Raw genomic sequence first — 19,588 nt, forward strand, 5'->3', positions numbered from 1 at the left:
GATGATACGCTTAAGAGGGCTGGCTCATCAAAACAAAATGAGACAGCCCTTATTATAAGGGAGGCAATTATTTTTGAATCGACATTTTAAATCTGGTTTTGTAACCATTATTGGACGCCCCAATGTTGGGAAGTCAACACTTATGAATCAAATAATAGGACAGAAGATAGCCATTATGTCCGACAAACCGCAAACAACACGTAATCGTATACAAACCATTATTACCACAGAGGCAGGTCAAATTATCTTTATTGATACCCCAGGTATTCATAAGCCTAAACACAAATTAGGGGAATACATGAATAAAGCCGCACAAAATACCTTTGGGCAAGTGGATGTGATTATGTGGCTCGTTGAACCCAACAAAGCCATAGGTAAAGGTGATCAATTCATTATTGAGCAGCTTAAGAGCGTAAAAACCCCGGTTATTTTAGTGATTAATAAAGTAGATACTGTTTCTAAGAATGATATTTTAGAAGTCATTAATACCTATAAAGACGCCTATGATTTTGCTGAAATCATACCTGCTTCTGCTTTAACAGGTGAAAACACCGAGACAATACCGGATATTTTATTTAAATACTTGGAAGAAGGACCACAGTTTTTTGAGTCAGATATGATTACAGACCAGCCAGAACGTCAGCTGGTGGCCGAACTCATAAGAGAGAAAGCCTTACATCTCTTGCAGCAAGAAATACCTCATGGTATTGCCGTGGTTATTGACCAGATGAAAGATAGGCAGCATAAAGCTATTGTAGATATTGATGCAACCATTATATGTGAGAAAGATTCCCATAAAGGTATCATCATAGGTAAACAAGGTGCCATGTTGAAAAAAATTGGTACAGAAGCAAGAAAAGACGTGGAGCATTTACTAGGCTCCAAAGTGAACATGCAGATATGGGTTAAGATTAAAAAAAATTGGCGGGATAGTGATTTCTTATTAAAGAATTTTGGGTATAATAAAAGAGACATGGACTAAAAATATAAGAAATTAAAACTTTTGTACGATATTTTAAAAAGATTAATAGGACTATAGACCCATAAGTCCTAGAATAGAAATCCCGTACTTATGGGATTCTTCAAATAGAATTTATTTGTCAAGGGTAAAATATCACACAAACCATGGGCATATTTACGTAGTATAAAAAATGTTATACAGGACACCCTATAATTATAATAAAATGTATAATTAGGGGGTAGTAAAAAATGCTAAATAATACATTATGGCACTTATTTGAAGAGACAGGAAGAGTAGAAGTTTACCTTGCTTATAAGGAAAACCAGACTCAAAGTAGTACTTACGAAACAAGAAATTTAACACGCACATACGTTATTCCAAAGTGTGCCAACAAATGATAGGGTAGAAGATTGTATAAATAATTAAGGGATGAAGAAAAGCTTAGGCTTTTCTTTTTTGTTGCACACGTGTACATTTTGTGATAAAATGTTGTGGAAAGGAAGATTAGCCATGAGTATGACCATAAAAGACATTGCTAAATTAGCTGGTGTGTCCCATGCAACAGTATCGAGAGCATTAAATGACAGTCCTCTTATAAGTGATAAGACAAAGGAACGTATTAAGAAGATTGCTCAGGACCATCACTACACACCTAACTATAGTGCTAAGAGTCTAAAGCTTGATAAGTCATACAACATTGGTGTTTTTCTATCGGCATTTGAAGGAACCAGTGCTTCTTTCTTTTTTAGTTCCATTAAAGGTGTTAATCGTTTGATGAAAGAAAGAAACTATAATCTGGTGATGAAAGCCATTGATGATTTAGATGGCAACTATAGTATGGTCAATTCTAAGCATTACGACGGTATTCTTGTGGTGAGTCAGAAAAAAGAAGACGATGCCTTTATAAAGTACATTGGTGCATTGAATCTGCCTGTGGTGGTTCTTAACCGGAAAGTAGACATACCTGGAACAACATGTGTCTATTCAGATGACCGTGTAGGTGCATATCAAGCAGTAACGTACCTGATTCATCAAGGACATCAGAAAATTGGTTTAATCAAAGGTAAACAAGGCTTCTTGAATAGTCGTAATCGTTATGAAGGCTATAAGATGGCCATGGAAGATGCAGGAATCCCTATTCATCAGGCATTCATAGCCAGTGGTGCATTTGATGTGAATAGCGGCTATGCAGCCATGAATCAAATACTGGATGCCAATACCTCTGCATTACCTACAGCTATGTTCTGTTCCAATGATGAGATGGCATTTGGTGCTATAAAAGCCATTGTTGAAAGAGGGCTAAAAGTCCCTGACGATATATCCATCGTAGGGTTTGATGATATTGAGATGTGTAAGTATAATACCCCTGAATTGACAACTGTACGGCGAGAGATTGGAAGAATTGCTTCCAGTGGCACAATGGTTTTATTTGATTTACTGGATCAAAAAGATCATCAAGAAGTATCCTATACAAAAGTGGATTGCAAATTAAAAATACGCCAGTCCGTGGTTCCAATAAGATAGATAGTAATGACTAAATGCTGTACACAAAATTGCACACGTGTACAAAATAATGATAAAGGAGAACAAAGATGGTGAAGACGTTTTTAGGCAAAGATTTTTTGCTCCATAATGAAACAGCAAAGACACTTTTTCATGATTATGCTGAGGCTATGCCAATCTACGATTATCACTGCCATTTAAGTCCAAAGGAAATTGCAGAAGATAAGACATATGCCAGTATTACGGAAGTGTGGTTAGGTGGTGATCACTACAAGTGGCGGGCTATGAGGAGTCACGGCATAGAAGAAAAGTATATAACAGGTGATGGGTCGGATAAAGAGAAATTCATGAAATGGGCAGAAACCATTCAGTATGCCATTGGTAATCCGTTATACCATTGGGCACATCTTGAATTATACCGCTATTTTGGTATCGATAAGCCTTTAACAACGGAAACAGCTGAAGCAATCTATGACATTTGCAATAAAAAGCTGCAAGAAGATGGGTTCAGTGCAAAAGGATTAATTAAAAATTCACATGTTAAAGTCATCTGTACAACGGATGACCCCATTGATGACCTTGGTTACCACAAGATGATTAAAGCAGATAAAGATTTTGATGTAACCGTGTTACCAACTTTCAGACCAGATAAATGTGTGGATATTGAGAAAGATACCTTCCTGACTTGGATAGAACAATTGGGAAAAGTGGCTGGTTATGGTATCAAGAATATGGAAGCCTTACTAAAAGCTCTTGAAGAACGTATGGATTATTTCCATCAAGTAGGGTGCCGATTAGCGGATCATGGTTTTGGAAGTGTCATATATGAAGAAGCTACAATAGATGAAGTGGATGTCGTATTCAAGAAAAGATTAGCCCATGGCTCCATTAGTCGAGAAGAAGCTGTTAAGTATGGAAGTTATCTTCTTACATTTTTTGGGCAACATTATGCGAAGCGTGATTGGGCCATGCAATTACATATGGGTTGTATGCGTAATAATAATTCCCGTATGATGTCTTTAATTGGACCGGATACAGGCTTTGATGCCGTTGGCGATTATAAGATTGGGGAAGGACTTGCAAAGTTATTGGATTCACTTGAAAAAACACATGAATTGCCTAAAACAATCCTATACAACCTTAATCCCCGTGATAACTATGTATTAGCTACCCTTATGGGATGCTTCCAAAGCGCAGATGCTAAAGGTAAGATACAGTTTGGGTCAGGCTGGTGGTTCATCGACCAAAAAGAGGGTATGATACGTCAGATGACAGACTTAGGTAATCTAGGGATGTTAAGCAATTTCATTGGTATGTTGACAGACTCAAGAAGTTTCTTATCCTATACACGTCACGAATACTTTAGAAGGATTATGTGTAACCTGATAGGGACATGGGTTGAGGATGGCGAATATCCAGCGGATATGCAGCGACTAGGTGAGATTGTACAGAATATATCGTTTAACAACGCACGACATTATTTTGATATTGAATGTTAAATAGACATTAATGTATGCGTTTTAGATAACGCATAAGATGAATGAATAAGTAAACCACATAGTAATGGTTGCATTGCTATATGGCTTAACCTACAAAAAAATAAGGGAGGATTTTGGAAATGAAAAGAATGAAAACCATTATGGACATTGTTGATAGCGGTGTTGTTGCTGTTATCCGTGCTGAATCCAAAGAAGAAGGTATGAAAATCATTGAAGCGGTTAAAAAAGGTGGTATAAAAGCCCTTGAGATTACCATGACCGTGCCAGGTGCAGTGGATATTATTAAAGAACTTACACAATTGTACAAAGACGAAGATGTCATTATCGGAGCAGGTACCGTACTGGACCCAGAGACGGCTCGTGCTTGTATCTTAGCAGGAGCAAAATACATTGTGAGTTCAAGCCTTAATTTGGATACGGTAAAACTATGCAACAGATACCGTGTACCGATTATGCCAGGGATCATGACACCAGCAGAAGCCCTTAAGGCTCTTGAAGCAGGGGTGGAAGTATTAAAAGTATTCCCAGGAAATGCTTTTGGTCCATCCATTATTAAAGCGTTCAAAGGCCCCATGCCTCAAGGAAATTATATGCCAACAGGTGGTGTAAGTCTGGATAATGTTCATGAGTGGATTGAAGCAGGTGCTGTAGCAGTTGGAACAGGTAGTGTTTTAACAAAAGGTGCTAAAACAGGTGACTATGAACTAGTTACGGAGACTGCTAAGAAATTTGTGGATGCTGTAAAGCAGGCAAGAGCTAACTTAAAGCAGTAGCGTATGGATTGAACTGAACCATGTGGCAGGAGGAAGATAAACGGCTTATAAGGATTCCTGCCTTATAGATGTTTGAAATTAATAGTGAGAAAGGAAGAAAACACGATGGGTAAAAAAGTAGTAACAATGGGTGAAATTATGCTGCGTCTTTCCACAGAAGGATATGACAGATTTACACAAGCGGAACGTTTTGATATTGTCTATGGCGGAGGAGAAGCTAATGTGGCTGTATCCCTTGCCAACTATGGTTTTGATGCACACTTTGTATCCAAGCTTCCAGATAATCCAATCGGTCAGAGCGCAGTCAATCACCTTAGAAGATATGGCGTGGCAACAGATTACATAGCAAGAGGCGGTGACCGTATAGGGATCTATTATCTTGAAACAGGTGCATCCATGCGGCCATCTAAGGTTGTTTATGACCGTGCTCATTCGGCTATTGCAGAAGCAGACCTTGAAGATTTTGACTTTGATGCTATCTTTGCAGATGCGGAGTGGTTCCATTTTTCAGGTATCACACCGGCCATTAGTAAAAAGGCAGCTGTACTAACGGAGAAAGCCCTTATTGCGGCTAAAAAGCATGGGGTAACGGTTAGTGTAGACCTAAATTACCGTAAGAAATTATGGACACCAGCAGAAGCAAAAGAAGTCATGACAAAACTTATGGCATACGTGGATGTTTGTATTGGAAATGAAGAAGATGCAGAAAAAGTATTAGGATTCAAACCAGGTGAAACAGATGTGACAAAAGGTTCTCTTGAACTGGATGGTTACAAAACAATCTTCAAACAAATGAAAGAAACATTTGATTTTAAATATGTAGTGACAACACTTAGAGAAAGCTACTCTGCTTCGGATAATGGCTGGTCAGCACTTATCTATGATGGTAACGAGTTCTACCGTTCTAAGAAGTATGATGTGCGCATTGTTGACCGTGTAGGTGGCGGCGATTCCTTCGCAGGCGGCTTAATTTACGGTTTATTATCCAGTGATGATTTTAAATACGCCCTTGAATTTGCTGTTGGAGCATCCGCTCTTAAGCATACCATTAAAGGGGATGCCAACCACGTAACCGCTGATGAAGTAGAAACATTGATTAACGGTGATGCTTCTGGAAGAGTGCAGCGTTAAGCGTCACATTTTAATTATGCTAAACATATTAAACATATAAATATAGTTCCAAAAAAAATATATGCTTACCTAATTATCGGGGTAGGCATATATTTTTTTGATAATGTAAAACATTCTATTTATTGCTTATCATTTAATTATCTGTTAATATTAAATAAAAATATGTAGGGAATGTAAATGTTGATGTAAGCTTCTTAATTAAGGTAGGGAAAGAAACATTTAAATAGAAAAACTTTATTTTTTTTGTAATGATGGATAAGACAAACATCTTAGAATTGACTTTAGCAGATAAGGAGTGTGATGAATGATACCTAAAGAATATACCCAATATGCATTACTACTTAATTATAATATATTGGTATTAATGCTTATATTTTTTGGCGGGTACATGTTGAGAAAAATTAAGAACCAAAATAAAATAATTCGAAGTTTGAAGGCATTTTATATGGTAGTCATTCCATATAGTATTATAACGTTTATACTGGATTATTTGGTAGCGCTGGGCATGTTAAGTGACGTTCAGCAATATTACCATATGGTTAAAATAATCATCAGCATTAATAAAATTATGAGTGATTATATGTTTACGCCCTTGGTTTTATTGATAAATGTGCTACTTATTATCAACATATACAAGCACAAGGAAACAGTTATAACTGAAGGTGAACGCTATGATTAAGACGATATTATATTTATTGGTTTACGCCATAGGAACCTATGTAGCTTGGAAAAAAAGAAATGAATTTTTTCTAACCAAATACATGCTTTATTATTTTGCTATCAGTATGGTTGGAAAATTGCTTAATCTCTTACAAGATATCATTATGTACCCCACCATATCAGACGATATATTCATAAGTAGAGTTGTTTCAATCATGGGTATGATCGCTACAATATGCCATGTCGTATCCTACGTTTTTTTAGCAGTAGGTATAAAAAAGTATGTAACAAAAAACAATGGATAATGCAGAAGTGTTTGGGATAGCAATAAAATGAAGACCATCATGAAGAATATTTAATCACGTACATATAAGGAGAAGGAACTTACTTATGATTAATGTTTTTAAAAGTGATAAGAAGAGAGAAGAAGTCTTAGCTTCCTACGACCATCTACTTGGTTTGTGGGGTGTTGATTATGACGAGGTAGATTTGGTGACCCAGTTCGGCACAACACATTGTATTTTATCAGGTGATAAAACGAATCCCCCGTTGTTAATGTTTCATGGTGTTGGTGATAACTCAGCAGTGATGTGGATTTTGAACATTGGGGAACTGTCCAAATACTTTTACTGTATCTCGGTTGATACGCTTGGAGGTCCTGGGAAAAGTATACCCAATGAACAGTTTACAAAAGCTACATTTAATCAAGTAGAATGGATTAATGAAGTGGTCAGCCAATTGCAAATAAGCCACTTTAATATTTTAGGTATATCCAATGGTGCCTATATGGCTTATAATTACTTAACCTATGAAAGTAAGAAGGTTAATAGGGTGGTTTGCCTTGAAGGTGGTATGCTAATCGGCAATCCTATCAAAAACATGTTGAAGACCATATTCATTATGTTTCCACAAATTCTATTACCAAATAGAAAGAACATGATTGCTATTTTAAAGAAATTAAGTTCGCCAGAATCCAATTTTATAAACAATTGTCCTGAAGTTGTGGATCATATGATCATGGTCATGAAAAGGCATAATCAGAAAGCCATGTTTGTACACACCATAGAAAAGTACCATAAAGAGAAGGGGATGGCCGTACGAGATAAGTTGTATTTCTTAATGGGTCATTATAAACTGGACCGTAAAAGAGAATTTGTAAAGGCATTAGATGATGGGCAATTTAAATATAAAGTGATTAAAGGTGCTGGGCATGGTATTAATCACGAACAGCCTGAACGCGTTAATGCTGAAATTATACAGTACTTATTAGGTGATTAAAATAGCCTTGAAGTATTAATAAGGTCCCAGTTGTTCGGGCCATCTTAATATGCTAAGATAATAATAGAACCATACGTCTTGGAGATGTAAGTGAAAGGAGAGTGTCCATGAGAGGAAAATTAGATGGGTTGTAACTTTGACATGTAGATAGAACATATGCCAGGTATCCATGGGAACCAAGAGGTCCCCCTATATTTTTTCGATGATAGAAAAGATATCATTATACAGAATATAGGAGAGTGGACTATGTTATATCTATTGAAAAAAGTGTGGAAGTATGCAGAATCAGACCGCTATCGATTAATCATATGTTATGGCTTACATGTGTTATCCATTGGCGGCAAGTTGTTACAGCCATTTGCTTTTGGTATGGCTATTAATGTGTTACAGGAACAAGGAATTAATCATTTAGGACCTGTATACAGGTGGTTAGGTATCTATGTTTTAGGATTTTTTACTTTTCAGATATGCCATCATACAGGACGCTACTTTGAAGTCACAACAGCTCTTAGAAACCAGAAGCGATTTAATCATCGTCTTTATTTAAAGCTGTGTTCGTTATCCATGCAATGGCATAGTGACCATCATTCTGGCGACATTGTGAACCGTATAAAAGGTGGTGGTGAAGCCCTCAAGGATTTCTCTGTTAATCAAAGTAAATACATGGATTTAATTTTATCATCTATTGTACCTATTTTGGTATTTACACGAATGAACATGGGCATAACCATTATAACGGTTTCCTTAATAAGCATCAACTTAACCATTATTATGAAGATGAATAAAAGGATAGAAGGTATTCTGGGAGATATCCATGAATACTATCATGGCTTAGCTGCAAAATTAACAGATTATGCCATGAATGTCGTAACCATCATTACCCTTAAACTAAAAAAACAAACCGATAAACAATTAAATCACATGTATGAAGAATACTATATCCAGCAAATGCGTGAGTTTCGCATTAATCAACCAAGATGTTTTCTTATTGCATTCGGTGGTATACTGACAGAGGTTGTTGTGATTGTCTTTTATTTACTGTCTCAAACATCTTCTGGTGAAGCTTTTCTGATTGGTAATCTGGTGATGTTAATTACTTACTTTAGAGAAATGAGTCATAGCATATTTGAGTTGGTGAGTAATTTCTATGATACACTTAACTGGAAAACAGCTATTGCTTCAACGGACATTATTTTAGATGAACCTTCTTATGAAAGCTATAACGCTAATGAAAAGCTGGGACCTTGGCATAGTATACGTATTGAACATATTGCATTTCAATATGGGGCAGAAGGCTCCAACATCACATGGCATGATGTCACACTAGAAGCTGGTAAGAAGATTGCTATTGTTGGCTCTAGTGGTTCAGGTAAAAGTACCATATTACACCTTTTGGCATCTCTTTATGAAGCAGATGCAACGGCCATATGGGTGGATGATAAAAAGTACACAAATCTTAACGCTATCCATCATGACATGGGATTAATCAGTCAAGAATCGGAAATATTTGATGATACAGTCCTTCACAATATAACATTTGGTTTGGATGTGGACCAACACGTACTGGAAGAAGTGATGGTTATTGCAGCATTAGACCAAGTCATTAAGGACCTTCCAGATGGTATCCATACCTCTATCAAAGAAAAAGGTATTAATCTGTCAGGTGGACAAAAGCAGCGATTAGCTTTAGCTAGAGGGCTCTATTTTGCCCAAAATAAGCGCATATTGCTTCTGGACGAAATAACCAGTAATGTGGATGTGGTGAATGAGGCACATATGATGACACATATCATGAAGGCTTATAGGGATAGGTGTATTATTTGTAGTATTCATCGCTTACATCTCTTAGAGCTATTTGACGAAGTATTGGTTATGAACGAAGGCTCCATTGTCGATAGAGGCTCTTTTCAAGAATTAGTCAGAAGAGAAGGCTGCTTTCAGACATTATGGGAAACATATCAACTGGAAACAAAATAGCATTGGAATTTACTGGTAGTTCTATACACAATATTATATAATGAAGATAGTGCAGTATGACGGCACTATCTTTTTTTAGATGTCCTAAGAGAGGAGATAAAACAATGGTTTCAAAGAGGTCAATGTCGCCAAAGTACATCTTAATGGCAGGTATCCTAGTTGGTATTGTCTACTATATGATTAGTTTTTCGGATATAGGTGTTGCAAAGTTAATGGAGATTACAGGCGGGCAGAACATTCTAGATTTAGAGATGGGTGGTTATTCCGTTGAAAAAGCTTATGATGTGTTAGAGGGTCTAGGAGAAGAGGGAAGAGCTTTTAATCTAAAGTATATTATACCCATTGATCTATTATTTCCCATTACATACGGGTTATTTTATTTTGTTACCCTTACATGGTTAGCCACTGGATTGTTTCAGCGTATGAAGCATCCTTGGTTAATCGGTTTAATTGGCTGGGTGGCTCCAGTATTTGATTTTTTTGAGAATTGGAATATCTACAGATTATTGACCCATTACCCAGAACGTCTGGAACGGGTTGCCCAGATGGCAGATATATGGACACGGTTAAAAGCTTTATCCGTCGGCATAAGCACCATACTTGTGGTAGTAGGTGTGATTGTTTTAATGGTAAAACGATTTAAGCTAAAACAAACATAATCATAGAAAGACATGGTATAGAAGCCTGTATCATGTCTTTCTATTTTAATGGATATTATATAAAGATAATATTGACTAATGAGTCGTCTGTAAGTACACTAGTTATAAGATATATGTCCATAAGTTTCTCATGATAATGCACTATCATTATCAAGAATGAAAAAAAAGCTTATGGGGAATAGGAGGATGATATGGACTCCATTTTAGCATATTTAGAAAATAACCTTTTCGTCATTAAAATTTTATGGACCATTATTGGGCTTGTTATCATCATGTTAATTATTCGAGTCATTAATCGTATTCTTTATTCGACAATAGAGGAAAACAGTAAGTATTATAAAATGAAAAAAAGAGTGTACTATTTTTTTAGTTCTGTTTTTATAATATTTGGTATTTTTTTATGGTCAGATTCTACAACGAGTTTAACCACATATTTTGGTCTTCTTTCTGCTGGATTAGCTATTGCTTTAAAAGATTTATTTGCTAATATTGCGGCATGGGTATTTCTTATTATTCGGAAACCATTCAAAGTAAGCGACCGGATAAGTATTAATGGACAAAGTGGTGATGTGATAGACATTCGGATGTTTCAATTCAGTTTGATGGAAGTATCAAACGTTGAAAATGGTGAGCAGAGTACTGGTCGTATCCTTATTATACCAAACCATTATATCTTTTTGCATACTTTAACTAATTATGATAAAGGCTTCAAATATATTTGGAATGAAATAAAAGTTTTGATTACCTTTGAAAGTCATTGGGAGAAGGCAAAAAACATATTAACGGATATCAGTAATCGTCATGCGTTACATTTATCCAATGAAGCTACTAAAATGGTGCATCAAGCGAAAAGACGATATTTGATTCATTATAAAAACTTAACCCCCATTGTGTATACCGATGTGAAAGACAGTGGTATACAATTAACTGTACGTTATTTATGTAAACCACGCAGAAGACGAAATACGATTAACGATATGTGGCAAGATATTCTACAAGCTTTTGCAAAAGAAGAAGATATTCAACTGGCTTATACAACATTAAGAGTTACACAGGATTAAAGACGACTAATAATCAACGGGTAAATCTTAATGATATACAATAACGAGGATTTTACAAATTGGGAAGGAACGTGAAACGAGTGTTATATGTATTAATACTGATTGTAAAAATATTAGAAGTAACTTTGGCAACAACAAGAATAGTGCTTATAACCAAAGGTGAAAGAGTAAAGGGTGCTATCATTGGTTTTTTTGAAGTAATCATATGGGTATTATTGATATCCACTGTGTTAAAAGATATTACAGAGGACCCTATTAAAATATTTATTTATGCCATTGGTTTTTCAGTAGGGAATTATATTGGTTCGCTAGTGGAAGAAAAAATAGGGATAGGCACCACAAGGGTTGAATTAATTGTGAAAGAGGAACATGGTCAAGCATTAGCAAGCAACATTCGTGAGCATGGTTTTGCTGTAACAGTTATCAATGGTGAAGGTATGAATTTTAATCGTTTTGTTATGATTTCTCATGTGCAACGTAAGAGAACAAAAGAATTTATAAACATTGTAAGAGCTTGTCAAGAAAATGTCGTTATTACAGTTAGTGAGATTAAACCTATCTATGGCGGATATGGTATATTGAGAAAATAAGTATAGAGGCCTTTAATCCAATGAACCATTTATGGTGGATGTGGATAAAAGGTCTTTTGTCGTATTCACCAACCTTATGGGGTATTCATATATTAATAGTGTACAAGCTGTCTAAGTTGTATGAATATCAAGAAGGGAGGTGGCAAGATATGAAGATGCTTCTTAATGTGAATAATGGCGTTAATATTGCGCGATATATGGTAAAAGACGGTTTATCAACTAATTCCATTATCCGTGTTGATCTAGGATTGGTCGGACAAGATGGTAATGAAAGTTTTTTTGCTAACATGTATACGGTACAACATATGTTTAGAGAACTTGTGGGAAGATTTTGGGACGAGCGTACATTAGCTTACTGGCGTTCCAATCCAAAGAACCCTCCCATGCCTGTAGCAAAAACTCGCTTTAATCCAACGTTGCAAAATGTAGCAAAAGCTATTTTCTTAAGGATGAAGCCATTTATAGATGCTCGTTTTGCAGATGCTGATTTGGCTTATGTGATGGTATTTACACCTATGGGGAAAGCTAAATATTATGATGAAGAGTTATTATTTGACTAAGCGTCTACCACTACCCACAGTTTAAGAGAGAAAATTAAGAAAATAATCTAGAATGGATGACATTGACATAAGTTTCGGATATAGATTATAATAAACACATAAGAAGAGACGAACTCCGAACTTGTTTTCCTAAGGGCAACTAAGGGAAATTAGTCGTCGAAGACAAGGCTAATGACATAGCCTTTTCTTCATAGGGTGTATTTGGAAACGAGTATGCCTCCCGGTGTGGAAAGGAGGGAAGATGAAAAAATTTCTAAGGCGATTTCATATCTTCGAATTAATGCTTATTGCTATGATGGCTGCTCTGGGTATTGCTGTTAAACCTTATATCAAAGTAGTGGTTCAGATTGTGGCAGGTCCATTGTTTATTCCTGGAGGAGCATTGGCAGGTGGTCTATATCTTATATGGATAGTGATTGGAGCAGGTCTTATTAAGAAGCCTGGTACGGCTACCCTCATAGCGCTAACCCAAGGTATCATGGTCATGATAACGGGTATATATGGTTCTCATGGTGTCATGAGTATTGTTACATATACCATGCCAGGGCTTATGATGGATCTTCTCTTTGGCATCACGAAAAGCCAGGGTACCAGTGCATGGGCATGTTTTTTAGGGGGAATTGTAGCTAACCTTACGGGTACATTTTTATCCAACTTACTATTTTTTAATTTACCTTTAATTCCTCTTATATTGACCCTTAGTACAGCTACTTTATCAGGAGGGTTAGGCGGTATTTTAGCTTACCAAGTTATTAAAAGCATTAAAAAGTTAGGAAACATACAAAATGCATAAAATATAAGATATTCTACATAAACAAGGGTGTTGGACTAGTTTCATGGTTTCCATCAAACATATAAGGAGGAAAAAAATGAAAAAATACATACTCATAATGATGGGTGCACTGATTTTAATCGTTGGTATTATCATGGTTTTAGATTGGAAGAGATGGTCAGAAGGACCGATAAAATATGCGAAAAGCTGTTGAAATCGATAACCTGAATTATCGGTATAAAGGTCAGGAAAAAGATACATTGCATCATATAAACTTTCATTTGAATCAAGGTGAAATTGTGGGTATAAGGGGGCCTAGTGGTGGCGGTAAAAGCACACTGTGCTATGTAATGAAGGGCATTATACCCTACATGATAGGCGGAAACATGACAGGTTCAGTGAACATTCTTGAACAATCAATGGCTGATAGGACCCCACAAGAAAGAGTAGCCCTTATCGGTATGGTTTTTCAAGAGCCCCATAGTCAATTATTTTCTTCAACGGTTGAGGATGAGTTAGCCTTTCCACTGGAGAACTTGTGTGTGCCCCAAAGGGAAATGAAAAAACGTGTCAATGAGGTTCTTGGTGAATTAGGATTGGAAAAGTATCGAATGCAACATCCCAGTTACTTATCTGGAGGTGAGCAGCAATTGGTGGCACTTGGATCCGTACTTGTACTGGAACCTGCCATACTCCTATTAGATGAAGCAATGGCACATATTGACCATGCTAGTAAAATGCGATTGAATGAGATTCTAAGAAAACGAAGTGATAAAGGCATGTCCATGATGATGGTTGACCACCAAGAAGAGAACTTGGCTATAACAGATAGAGTGATGCACCTCATTGATGGGACATTATATGACAAGGAGATTCGTACGTGAATGATATAAGAGCAGACCGTATTCTATACAGCTATACCCATAATAAGCCCGTCATAAAACATGTGTCAATAAACATTAGGTCGAAAGGTATAACAGCTCTTGTAGGAGATAATGGTTCTGGTAAAACCACCTTAGGTAAGTTATTAGCAGGCATTTTAAAACCAGATAGTGGACAAGTATGGATTGATGGGTTAGCTAGTCAAAACATGACGCTAAGTGATGTGGGACAACGCATCGGCTACCTCTTTCAAAATCCTAGGAAACATATAGTAGCTACTAGTGTTCGAGAACAGCTGCTAGTGGCACATGAATTACTAGAAAAAGACCCAAAGGAAGGTGAAGCAAATGCACAAGCCTTACTTCATCTTTTTCAACTTGAACATAAAGCACAAGCTTCACCCTATACCTTAAGCCATGGGGAACTAAAACGTTTAGCACTTGCTAGTATCTTATTCAGTAAGCCTGATTTCCTCATATTAGATGAGCCAACAGCAGGTTTGGATCATACAAGAATGATTCAATTATCCAATTACTTAATGAAAGTGCATCAAAAGGGTATCGGCATGGTCTTGATTAGCCACAATTGGGCATTTGTTAAGAAACATGCAGATCGAATTGTTACCTTAGAAGAAGGGAAGATTGTTCATGATACACAATCAGAGAATTGACCCAAGAACGAAGCTGTGGATGGTAACCTGTTTATCCACGTTAGCAGTGGTCATCAAGGATCTTCCATTGTTAATAGGTATCAGTATCATCACATTTTCTGTTAGTTTATGGCTGAAAAGCCCCTTATGGCTTGTTATGAAGCGATTAAAATCTTTAATTTTTTTATTTGCAACCATGGTGTTCCTACAAAGTATATTTTCCCATGAAGGTAATGGGCTTATTCGCATAGGAAGTCTCATGTTATTGACAGATATAGGCTTAATAAAAGGGATAATGGTTATGTTAAGAATGTTCATGATGATTATGTGTGGGACGATTCTTATGACCTCCTCTGTAAGAGTTCTTATACAAGGATTAATTCAACTAAGGATACCTTATGAGTTAGCTTTTATGGTCATGATTGGTTTAAAATGGATACCTTTATTAAGCCAGGAAATTCGGGATGTGCTAACGGCAATAGAACTTAGGGGAATTGCCATTAAACAATTGCCTATACGCAAAAAAATAAAGCTCTACCACTATATGATAACGCCTGTACTAACAGGAACCATTGTACAAGCCAAGAAAATGGCTATTGCTATGACGTGCAAAGGTCTAAGGGTTTGTGAAAATCGTACCAGTTATTTTGTATTAAGGTTGAAGAGGTTGGATTATGTGATCGTGGGTCTAAGCACATGTGTGTTCATCATCTTTCTAAGTCTGTACGATGGTTGATTGGCAATGTAGTCATGAGTAGGTAAGCATATAAAGTGAGTGATACCCAGTGGAAGATAGGAAGTTAAAAACATTTATAAGTCGAAAAAATCAAGTGTCTTTAGTAAAGAATATCAAGGATAACACCTTATACGTAGAAAAAATAATGAAGGTTAATACGCGTAATTTTGAAAAAGAAGTGTATTACCTTCACTTGTTGTATAATCATGGGTTAGCTGTACCTCAGGTAATTGACTATAGGGATAAACGTATACGTATGACATATATTGGTCCAACCACCTTGTTGGACTGTTTGACCCAATGGGAAATTGAGGAGAGAAGCCCCTTTGATGACAAGAGGGTTTCAGCTACTTTTATTCAACTGATGCAATGGCTGGAATCTTTTTATGAGCTTACCCATAAAGCAACAGGTAAACATATGCGTTTAGGTGATAGTCATTTTAGAAATTTCTTAGTACAAGATGGTAAAATCTTTGGCATTGATTTTGAAGAATGCTGTCAAGGAACAAGAGAAATGGATGGTGGGCGTTTATGTGCCTATCTTCTCACATACGATCCTTTATTTACCAAGTGGAAAGTCGCATGTACACAGCTTCTTATAGACTTAATGGTGAATCAATGTGATTATGGTCTTCAACCGCTTATGACCCATATGGAACAAGAGCTTATAGAAATCAATCAACGACGTTGGGGCGGTGAGAAGAAACGGCTTATAAAAAAAATGATGACAGATATAGCACAAAAAAATAAGACAAAAGGATGATGGGATGCGTAAAATTAAAGGAATAATTGGGTTATGCAGTTTACTTATAATCTTGCATGTAACAGCTTATGGTACGGATCATAAAGGGCATGATTTTATAGAAGCATTAGAAAAGGCTTCTGTTGAACGGGTTCTGGTATGGCCTAAGGGTCATGTGAATGAAGGGGAAGAAGTTATCAGTATTGCTCTTGACAATATTGCTTGGGCAACGGTGGAAGGGGAAAACACCATACTTAAGTTAAAGGACCCCATTCAACATGAAGATACGGTGATATACAAAGAACCCGATTACATAAGAAAAGCCACAACAACGCATGTGAATCAAGGTAACATTGGACATGCCGCTTATGAGCGAACAGGTGTTAATGCCTTAAAAGAGATGTTAAAAGATATGAAAGGGGAAATAACCATAGCGGTCATTGATAGTGGCATTGATTCTAGCATGCCACTATTTGATAATCGCTTAGTGGATGGTTATGATTTTATAGAAAAGGATGATGATCCACAAGATGGTAATGGGCATGGAACCAGTGTTGCTGGTATTATAGCTAATGCAACAACGAAAAATATTAAAATCATGCCACTTAGGACACTGGATGATGATGGAACAGGTCATGATTCAACCATTGCAAGAGCCATTCGTTATGCCATGGAACATGGCGCAGAGGTGATTAACTTATCGTTGGTTGGGATGGGCTTTTCCAAACACTTAGATGATGCTATTAATGATGCTCTTGAACAGGATATAATCATCGTAGCCGGAGCAGGAAACGATTGTATAGATACTAAGCATGTATACCCTGCGGGAAAAGATGACATTATTGTGGTGAGTGCCGTTAATGAGAACGACAATGTCAGCCTGTTTTCAAATTATGGTGATACCATTGACATTGCAGCACCTGGTGAGCAAATAGATGCTTTATTAGATGGTTATCATGAAGACGGTACATCTTTTGCAGCACCTTATATCAGCGCTATTGCTGGTATGATGCGATTGCAGAATCCTGAGGTAAATACCCCTGTCATGGAAGAATTACTGAGTGTTTACAGTGATGATGTGGGATTAGATCTGAAAGACAAGGCTTATGGCCATGGCATTGTAAACGTGAACAATTTTTCCATGGACGAGTCTTTTGACATCATATCTCGGAAAAAAGTGTTCGAACCCTACACATCCGGTTACTTAAAAGTATATTCATCAACAGGTAATCGAAGGGTACATATTGCTATAGATGGCAGAGATGCCTATACCTACGCTATTAAAGATGAAGGTTACTTTACCATTACATTTGACGTGGACCTTCCTGTTGGTAAGCATCAAGTAGATGTTTATTTGGAAGAAGCAGACCAACGAAAGAAGATGGATACCTATACCATTGAAGTTTTAGATTATAACTTCGTATTTGAAGTGTATAATGAACGCCACGAATTATCAACAGACTATATCTTAAGATTAAGTGGCGGTATTGATAATGAAGACATTATTTATCTGGGTGACGATAAACAGCAAGGGTATTTTAAAAATGGGCGTTATTACATGACCTTAGATATGGCAAGCTTATTGGAAACATATGATTATCTATTGGCTATATGTGAACCAGCTGATATGAACAATGACGGTCATAAAGTACCCATCTATTGCAAAAAACTCCTGACAACAGGTCAGAAATCCTTTAAACCCGTTGAGGTTCAAACCATACTTTATGAGGAAGCCAGTTACGCCAATATCTATATGTCTGTCAATGACGGGATTAAAAATCAGTACCAATGGGTTGGTTTCGATATTAGTCAAGGTCAACAAGAGTTATTGTTGGATTATGGTGAACATCGGGTTTTCATATCGGCTAATCATGGTAGTTATTTGTATACCCTACAAAATGACTATTACCTCATTTTAGATGAACATAACTTAAAGGAAGTTGTTGTGGATACATCCAATATTGCCAATAAACATCAGGAGTTACTGACCCACGTGGCTTACATGGACACCGTACCGGTTCCTTATGAATCCTATAATGCCTTTGATAAGTTAGAGAATATAACTCCTGTTTTATATAATTCTAATCGCTATCGGTTCTATGCAACATTAAACCATGGGTTGGATGGATTGAGTCTCTATAAAGACATTGATTTGATGAACCATGATGAAGCCAAGATCACCTTTGGCAACACGTTGACCAATGCATTCGTCTTTCATTATTTTAATGAGAAGCGTCAAGTGCTTGTGAAAATTATGGATGACTATGATAATCGTTATATCATGGATAGTGAGAAGTTGAAACTGATTTTAGAAAATACCATAACAGGTAAAACCTATGAAGGCAATATCAGTTACAACGATACCTATCAAGGCATTGAACCATATGAAATGTATGATTTTAGCTATGAACATATACCAGATGGGTATTATCGATTAAGGCTTGAGTTGGAAGGCGAGTTTATAATGCCCATGGCTTTTACCGATGCAGAAGTGATTGTTAAAGGTGGTACTTTTTATAAGAATGCCAGAAGAAGAGCACCCAGGCTAAAGCATGCACGGCATGTATTTTCCATTGAGCCCTATCATACATTTGAACTTAATCTGACTGAGGTTTTCTCTAGTAAAGATGAATTGTTTTATACGGTGGACCAAGGCTACGTCATGGGGGATACCCTGTTTTTTGAAGGTAATGAGCGAGGTGTCTATACATTCAATGTAACGGCTCATAATTTTAAGGAGCAATCCACAACATTTACGTTTCAAGTCATCATTAATGACGATATCCGATTCAATGATGGTTTAGAAGACGAAGACAGTAAGAATCCGGATAGGTCCCTATTGGAGTTGTTATTTAAAACCTATGATGAACCCAATGATACAGAAGAGCGTCAAGATAAAAAAATAAAAGAGCGCAAGATAAAAAGACGAAAAGAGGATAGGGTAAGGGATCAAGGTACAGTTGAAAAAAATATAGATGAAAAAAATACAGGTGAAAAAGATATGCGTCAACGTCATTTAGTGGATGATTTTCCAGATGATGAAACAGAATATCCTTTATACAGTATGTTGGTAATTGGTTTAAGTGCTATTATTATCATTTGTCTGATACTTCTTATCATCGTATTTGCTCATAAAGCGAAAAAAGAAGAGTAAA

At 36.6% G+C, this 19,588-nt stretch carries 19 protein-coding genes and 1 riboswitch; all 19 genes read left to right on the plus strand.

What is annotated here, in order from left to right; all coding sequences use genetic code 11:
* Window positions 1-73 precede the first annotated feature (73 nt).
* The 19 genes from era to HZI73_RS11115 all read left to right on the plus strand — a co-directional run bounded on the left by era (window position 74) and on the right by HZI73_RS11115 (window position 19,587).
* Window positions 74-982 carry a GTPase Era gene (era, locus tag HZI73_RS11025; protein ID WP_212698281.1) on the plus strand — a complete coding sequence of 303 codons (909 nt, stop codon included), beginning with the start codon at window positions 74-76 and terminating at the stop codon, window positions 980-982.
* 489 nt (window positions 983-1,471) lie between these two features.
* A complete protein-coding gene (locus HZI73_RS11030; protein ID WP_212698282.1) occupies window positions 1,472-2,485 on the plus strand; it encodes a LacI family DNA-binding transcriptional regulator in 1,014 nt (337 codons plus the stop codon).
* 71 nt (window positions 2,486-2,556) lie between these two features.
* A complete protein-coding gene (gene uxaC / locus HZI73_RS11035; protein WP_212698766.1) occupies window positions 2,557-3,963 on the plus strand; it encodes a glucuronate isomerase in 1,407 nt (468 codons plus the stop codon).
* Window positions 3,964-4,082: 119 nt separating this feature from the next.
* A complete protein-coding gene (locus HZI73_RS11040; protein WP_212698283.1) occupies window positions 4,083-4,736 on the plus strand; it encodes a bifunctional 4-hydroxy-2-oxoglutarate aldolase/2-dehydro-3-deoxy-phosphogluconate aldolase in 654 nt (217 codons plus the stop codon).
* Window positions 4,737-4,841: 105 nt separating this feature from the next.
* A complete protein-coding gene (locus tag HZI73_RS11045; protein WP_212698284.1) occupies window positions 4,842-5,867 on the plus strand; it encodes a sugar kinase in 1,026 nt (341 codons plus the stop codon).
* A gap of 304 nt (window positions 5,868-6,171) precedes the next feature.
* Window positions 6,172-6,546, plus strand: coding sequence for a hypothetical protein (locus HZI73_RS11050; RefSeq protein WP_212698285.1), 375 nt, complete (start codon window positions 6,172-6,174; stop codon window positions 6,544-6,546).
* Window positions 6,539-6,832 carry a hypothetical protein gene (locus tag HZI73_RS11055; protein ID WP_212698286.1) on the plus strand — a complete coding sequence of 98 codons (294 nt, stop codon included), beginning with the start codon at window positions 6,539-6,541 and terminating at the stop codon, window positions 6,830-6,832. Before HZI73_RS11050 ends, HZI73_RS11055 begins: the two co-directional genes overlap by 8 nt.
* Window positions 6,833-6,917: 85 nt before the next feature.
* The gene (locus HZI73_RS11060) at window positions 6,918-7,805 is read left to right on the plus strand and encodes an alpha/beta fold hydrolase (RefSeq protein WP_212698287.1); all 888 of its coding nucleotides are present in this window, start codon (window positions 6,918-6,920) and stop codon (window positions 7,803-7,805) included.
* A 246-nt stretch (window positions 7,806-8,051) separates the two neighbouring features.
* Window positions 8,052-9,782, plus strand: a complete 1,731-nt coding sequence (locus tag HZI73_RS11065) for an ABC transporter ATP-binding protein (protein ID WP_212698288.1) — start codon at window positions 8,052-8,054, stop codon at window positions 9,780-9,782.
* Window positions 9,783-9,886: 104 nt separating this feature from the next.
* Window positions 9,887-10,441: a hypothetical protein gene (locus HZI73_RS11070; RefSeq protein WP_212698289.1), complete on the plus strand. Its 555-nt coding sequence runs from the start codon at window positions 9,887-9,889 to the stop codon at window positions 10,439-10,441.
* A gap of 191 nt (window positions 10,442-10,632) precedes the next feature.
* Window positions 10,633-11,502 (plus strand): mechanosensitive ion channel family protein, encoded by an 870-nt coding sequence (locus HZI73_RS11075; protein ID WP_212698290.1) that lies wholly within the window; start codon window positions 10,633-10,635, stop codon window positions 11,500-11,502.
* A gap of 71 nt (window positions 11,503-11,573) precedes the next feature.
* The gene (locus HZI73_RS11080; protein WP_212698291.1) at window positions 11,574-12,092 is read left to right on the plus strand and encodes a DUF2179 domain-containing protein; all 519 of its coding nucleotides are present in this window, start codon (window positions 11,574-11,576) and stop codon (window positions 12,090-12,092) included.
* A gap of 149 nt (window positions 12,093-12,241) precedes the next feature.
* A complete protein-coding gene (locus tag HZI73_RS11085) occupies window positions 12,242-12,652 on the plus strand; it encodes a hypothetical protein (RefSeq protein WP_212698292.1) in 411 nt (136 codons plus the stop codon).
* Between the two features lie 101 nt (window positions 12,653-12,753).
* Window positions 12,754-12,904: riboswitch (molybdenum cofactor riboswitch) on the plus strand.
* A complete protein-coding gene (locus HZI73_RS11090; RefSeq protein WP_212698293.1) occupies window positions 12,894-13,445 on the plus strand; it encodes an ECF transporter S component in 552 nt (183 codons plus the stop codon). (Overlaps the previous riboswitch by 11 nt.)
* A 176-nt stretch (window positions 13,446-13,621) precedes the next feature.
* Window positions 13,622-14,308: an ABC transporter ATP-binding protein gene (locus HZI73_RS11095; RefSeq protein WP_212698294.1), complete on the plus strand. Its 687-nt coding sequence runs from the start codon at window positions 13,622-13,624 to the stop codon at window positions 14,306-14,308.
* Complete coding sequence (locus HZI73_RS11100) at window positions 14,305-14,976, plus strand: energy-coupling factor ABC transporter ATP-binding protein (protein WP_212698295.1); 672 nt, start codon at window positions 14,305-14,307, stop codon at window positions 14,974-14,976. Before HZI73_RS11095 ends, HZI73_RS11100 begins: the two co-directional genes overlap by 4 nt.
* Entirely contained in the window at window positions 14,954-15,691 is a 738-nt protein-coding gene (locus HZI73_RS11105; RefSeq protein ID WP_212698296.1) for an energy-coupling factor transporter transmembrane component T family protein, read from the plus strand. Before HZI73_RS11100 ends, HZI73_RS11105 begins: the two co-directional genes overlap by 23 nt.
* Window positions 15,692-15,740: 49 nt before the next feature.
* Window positions 15,741-16,454: an RIO1 family regulatory kinase/ATPase domain-containing protein gene (locus HZI73_RS11110; protein WP_212698297.1), complete on the plus strand. Its 714-nt coding sequence runs from the start codon at window positions 15,741-15,743 to the stop codon at window positions 16,452-16,454.
* A gap of 4 nt (window positions 16,455-16,458) precedes the next feature.
* Window positions 16,459-19,587 carry a S8 family peptidase gene (locus HZI73_RS11115; RefSeq protein ID WP_212698298.1) on the plus strand — a complete coding sequence of 1,043 codons (3,129 nt, stop codon included), beginning with the start codon at window positions 16,459-16,461 and terminating at the stop codon, window positions 19,585-19,587.
* Window position 19,588: the final 1 nt, after the last annotated feature.

The organism is Vallitalea pronyensis (genome assembly GCF_018141445.1).
Taxonomy (GTDB): domain Bacteria; phylum Bacillota; class Clostridia; order Lachnospirales; family Vallitaleaceae; genus Vallitalea; species Vallitalea pronyensis.